Here is a 5163-nt window from a genome sequence, read left to right as displayed (position 1 = left end):
TGCTGCAGCACCCACATCTTTCGAAACGACACACATTCAGGTGAGCGCCTGGCCCCACCAGTCCCCCGCCGCCCCGACCTCGGCCGCCAGCCCTCCACGCAGCCGTCACAGCGCCTGCGGGTCCTCCGAAAGCAGATCGCCTGCGCGTGCGCAGATGCCCAGGGCGGTGCGTGCCCACGCGGGCGACGCCCCGGCCAGACCACACGTCGGAGTCGCGATCACGTTGTCGGACAGCACTTTTCGATCCAGCCCGATGCGATCGGTGATCGCGGCCAACCCGCTGGCGACCGTTTCGGCGCGGGCGCGTCGGTCGGCCCGCTGCGCCGACACCACGCCCGCGACGAGGACATCCCCACGTTCGATCAAGGCACCGATTCCGTCGAGGGTCTCGGTGTCGAGCACGTCTGGCCCCGAGGAGATCGCGGCGTCGAGCACCACCGAATGTCCGACGCCGTGCAACCGCCCGATCAGATCCCAGCGGGGCGCTCCGCAGTTGTGCACGATCGCCGGTCTACCCACCTGTTCGACGATGCCCGCGAGCGCGTCCACCATTTCGGGCAGCGGGATCGCGCGGATCGGATCGAGGCGGGTCAGCGGAGTCACCGTGCCGTCGAGGACGGCGCCGATCAGAGGTTCGTCGAGCTGCACGGTCACCTGCGCGCCGAGACGTCGGGCAACCTCCTGAGCGTGCTCACGCAGCCCCTCGGCGGTCGACTCGACGACGTCATGCCACGCCCCGACGTCGCGGAGCACCTTGTGGCCGTTGGGCAGCTCGACCGAGGCGGAGAAGGTGAACGGCCCGCACACCGCCACCTTCACACTCCGCCCGGTACCGATGAATCCCGCTGTGTCCCACAGTTCTTCGAGTGCGTCGAGGTCGAACCGCAGATAGTCCGACGCCGCTCGGGTGACGGCGGAGGGTCGTGCCGCGAGACGATAGCCCCACGGTCCGGCGTCGATCGGCATGTCGACGAGCAGGGTGCCCATCCGGCCGACCATGTCGGCCCCGATCCCGCGCGCGGGCAACTCGGCGAGGTAGGTGAAGTCGAGTTCGCCGCCCACGATCGCCGCGGCCTCTGTCGGATCGGTGCCCGGCATGGAGCCGACACCCGTACCGACACCGGTCGGCAGCGACGTCATCACATCACCGGTCAGTGCGCACTCGACGACGCACCCGCGACGGCCGCGTCGCTGCGACGCACGTGCGAGGTGCCCGCGATACGACCCGAGCCGACGACGAGATCGCCTCGCTCGGCGTCGGGCAGGTACAGCACGGCCGCCTGGCCACGTGCGACGCCGGTCAGCGGCTCGCGCAACTCGATGTCGATTCCGGGCCGTCCGTCGTCGCCGGTGATCGGTGTCGCGACCGCCTGCGCGAGCCCACCGTGCGCGCGCACCTGAACGATGCACTCGATCGGGCCGCTCGGAACCTGTCCGGACGTCCACACGGCCTTGGTGGCGCTGATCGACCAGACCTGCAGATTCTCTGCGGCCCCGACGGTCACGGTGCCCGATTCGGGGTCGATGTCAGTGACGTAGCGAGGACGCCCGTCGGCGGCAGGCGCCTCGATCCCGAGTCCCTTGCGCTGGCCGATGGTGAAGCCGTGTACGCCCTCGTGGTCGGCGAGACGTTCGCCCGAGTCGGCGTCGACGACGGCACCGGGACGCACACCGATACGTGCACCGAGGAACGCTCGGGTGTCGCCGGTCGGGATGAAGCAGATGTCGTGTGAGTCCGGCTTCGACGCGACCGACAGGCCGCGTCGGGCCGCCTCGTCGCGGATCTGCGGCTTCGAGGTGTCGCCGACCGGGAACATCGCCCGCGACAACTGCTGCTCGGTCAGGACGGCCAGCACGTACGACTGGTCTTTGTCATCGTCGACGGCGCGACGCAGCTCGCCGTCGGCGAGTCGTGCGTAGTGACCGGTCGCGAGGGCATCGAAACCGAGCGCGACCGCCTTTTCGGCGAGCGCGGAGAACTTGATCTTCTCGTTGCAGGTCAGGCACGGGTTGGGCGTCTGCCCTGCCGCGTAGGCCTCGACGAACTCGTCGATCACGTCGTCTTTGAACTTCTCCGCGAAGTCCCAGACGTAGAACGGGATACCGAGGACGTCCGCGGCGCGGCGCGCATCGTCGGCGTCCTCACGTGAACAACATCCGCGAGAGCCGGTGCGCAGGGCCCCCGGCGCCGTCGACAGCGCGAGGTGCACGCCGACGACCTCGTGACCGGCGTCGACGGCACGTGCCGCGGCGACGGCCGAATCGACTCCTCCGCTCATCGCTGCCAGTACGCGCATCAGTTCCCCTTCCCCGAGGTAGTGGAGACCAGTCCGGCGACGCGGGCGCGGTCGACAACCTCCCCGATGATCTCGGCGACCGACTCGATGTCGGCGTCGGTGGTGGAATGAGAGAGCGAGAAGCGCAGCGACCCGCGCGCGTCGGCCATGCTGACCCCCATCGCCAGCAACACGTGGCTGGCCTGGGCAACGCCTGCGGTACACGCCGAACCCGTCGAGCACTCGACACCGTTGGCGTCGAGGAGCATCAGCAACGAATCCCCTTCGCAACCCGCGAACGACACGTGCACGTTGCCGGGCAGTCGACGATCGTCGCGAGGCCCGTTGGCGGTCGCTCCGTCGATCGAGAGCAGCACGTCGAACAGGCGATCCCGCATGGCGGCCACCTGCGGCAGCGTCTCGTCGAGGGTGTCGACCGACCGTCGCAGCGCGGCAGCCAACCCGACGATCCCCGGTACGTCCTGGGTGCCCGATCGCAGATCCCGCTCGTGACCGCCACCGTGGAGCAACGGAACACACTCGACGTCGCGGCCGAGAAGCAGCGCGCCACATCCGTACGGTCCACCGAACTTGTGCCCGGCAATACTCATCGCCGATAGCCTGCTGCCCGCGAAGTCGACGGGGATGTGACCGGCGGCCTGCACGGCGTCGGAATGGACGGGAACGCCGAACTCGATACCGAGCGCCGCGATCTCGCTCACCGGCTGGATCGTCCCGACTTCGTTGTTGGCCCACATCACCGAGATCAGTGCCGTCTGCGCTGCGTGCTGCTCGAGTTCGGCACGCACGTGCGCGACCGACACCGCACCCTCGGCATCGACCGGGATCACGACGAGTTCGGCGTCGTCGTTGTCGGCCAACCACTGCGCGGCGTCGAGCACGGCGTGATGCTCGACCGCGGACACCATGATTCGACGACGCTGCGCGTCTCCACGCCTGCGTGCCCAGTAGATGCCCTTGATCGCCAGGTTGTCGGCCTCGGTGCCGCCGCTGGTGAAGATCACTTCCGACGGCCGCGCGCCGAGTGCCGACGCGACGGTCTCGCGGGCTTCCTCGAGGTGACGCCGGGCACGACGACCCGAACCGTGCAACGACGACGCGTTACCCGGCTGGAGGTAGCAGGCGGTCATCGCCTCGAGTGCCTCCGGCAGCAGAGCTGTCGTCGCGGCATTGTCGAGGTAGACCGGGGCGCGGGATGACGTGGACATACGCACCCCAGGATAAACGCGCGAACACCCGGGACCAATTCCGTCGTGCGGAGTCGGGTTACAGCGGACCGGGTCTCAGCGGACGACTTGGCCCACAGCGAGCACGCCGGCGGGGTCGTGCTGGAGTGCCAGCGCCGCCAGCCAGGCCGCCGTCTCCTCGTCGTAGCAGGACCGGACGCGCTCGGGGTCGGCGCTGGCGGTGAAGTTGGGAAGTCGTCCGCCGGTCGCCCACGCCGACATGTCGCCGAGCAGCCGGTCGGCGTGCCCGGGCACGATGTCGGCAATCGGTGGCACCAGGACGCCGACGACGTGCAGATTGAGCGCGGCGTCGCGGTGGCAGACCGCACTGTCGGGTCCGCGTTGCTCGGCGAACGCCCCTCCGAGCAGCCTCAGTTCCACCAGCAGTAGCGGCGAAGCGACCTCGGGTCCCACGTGGTCGAGCAGCGTGCGCACCGCGTCGTCGGGCAGCCCCGACAGCAACATGCCGTTCTCGTACGCAGGCTTCGGATCGGTGGGGTCGGCATGGATCATGCCGACGGCGGCGTAGGGCATCGTGCCCACCGCGTCGAGAATCGGGGTCGCCACCGCGCGCATCGGCGCGAAGGTCGACGCCGCGGTGTCGGGGTCGGCGACGCTGGCGTAGCGCACGGCGACAGTGAGCTTGCCCGCGAGCATCGGCGGAACCCCCGGCATGTCGGGCAGCCGCAACAGCGCGATCGACGTCGACGCCTCGCGGGGAAGATCCTGCGTCCACCGTTGCCATGCCGCGAGCACCGACGGCGCGTCGACTCCGTCGAAATAGACTGCGCCGCCATAGAATTCAGCGATCGGCAGCAATTCGATCTCCAACTCCGTGACGATGCCGAGCGTCGCCTTCCCGCCCCGGCAACCCCAGAACAGATCGGGATCTGCATCGGCGCTGACCCGCCGGACGAGCCCGTCACCGGTGACCATCTCGATGGCGCGGACATAATCCGACGACACCCCGACCGACCGGACGAGCGGCCCGATACCGCCGCCGGACAGAAATCCCGCTACGCCAACGCCCGGCGCCGATCCGCACAGCGGCGCGAGTCCGAACTGCGCTGCCGCCTCGATGACCCGCTGCCAGCGGACGCCTGCACCGACCCGTGCTGTCCGCGTTGCTGGATCGATCTCGCATGTGTCGAGCGCACCGGTCCGGACCAACAACGACCGTCCGTCGGTCGGCGTCGCGCCGTGTCCGGTGGCATGGACGGCAACCGTCATGTCGTTTGCTGCAGCGAACGCGACTGCCGCGGCAACATCGTCGCTGCCTGCCGCGTCGACGACCGCCCACGGGCGCCGCGACACCGAGGCGTTGAAGCTCACGGTCGCATAGCCCTCCTCGGAGGGACGGAAGACATTTCTTCGAATCCTGGCGCGCAAACCCGCGATGTCGGCTTGGTCGATCCCGGTCGGTGTCTGGGTCATGGCGATGCTCCTCGAATGTGCACGTGGCGACCGGCTGGTCCGGCCGCACTCACACGATGTCGGCACACCCTTGGGATGATCTTGCGGTCTTCTTGGAGTGCACGCCAGCCGATGTCCGTCGTTCAGAGCACATCAATTCGTGCAGGTCAGACAATGCGCGCAGCGGTCGCCGTCGAAGCGAGTGCGCTCATGCCGGCAGCAGCAGC

Annotated in this window: 4 protein-coding genes; all 4 read right to left on the bottom strand. The window is 68.9% G+C overall.

Annotated features, from left to right (window positions below):
- Nucleotides 1-105 precede the first annotated feature (105 nt).
- The 4 genes from B3T59_RS19705 to B3T59_RS19690 all read right to left on the bottom strand — a co-directional run bounded on the left by B3T59_RS19705 (nucleotide 106) and on the right by B3T59_RS19690 (nucleotide 4957).
- Nucleotides 106-1140 carry a vitamin-B12 independent methionine synthase gene (locus tag B3T59_RS19705; RefSeq protein ID WP_064864002.1) on the bottom strand — a complete coding sequence of 345 codons (1035 nt, stop codon included), beginning with the start codon at nucleotides 1138-1140 and terminating at the stop codon, nucleotides 106-108.
- Nucleotides 1141-1151: 11 nt separating this feature from the next.
- Entirely contained in the window at nucleotides 1152-2297 is a 1146-nt protein-coding gene (gene mnmA, locus B3T59_RS19700) for a tRNA 2-thiouridine(34) synthase MnmA (RefSeq protein ID WP_064903655.1), read from the bottom strand.
- Nucleotides 2297-3505, bottom strand: a complete 1209-nt coding sequence (locus tag B3T59_RS19695) for a cysteine desulfurase family protein (protein WP_064903653.1) — start codon at nucleotides 3503-3505, stop codon at nucleotides 2297-2299. Before B3T59_RS19695 ends, mnmA begins: the two co-directional genes overlap by 1 nt.
- Nucleotides 3506-3580: 75 nt before the next feature.
- Nucleotides 3581-4957, bottom strand: coding sequence for an FAD-binding oxidoreductase (locus tag B3T59_RS19690; RefSeq protein ID WP_064863997.1), 1377 nt, complete (start codon nucleotides 4955-4957; stop codon nucleotides 3581-3583).
- Nucleotides 4958-5163: the final 206 nt, after the last annotated feature.

Source organism: Gordonia sp. UBA7860 (genome assembly GCF_002500165.1).
In the GTDB taxonomy this organism is placed as follows: Bacteria; Actinomycetota; Actinomycetes; order Mycobacteriales; family Mycobacteriaceae; genus Gordonia; species Gordonia sputi.
This window is presented reverse-complemented; position numbering and strand designations above follow the sequence as displayed.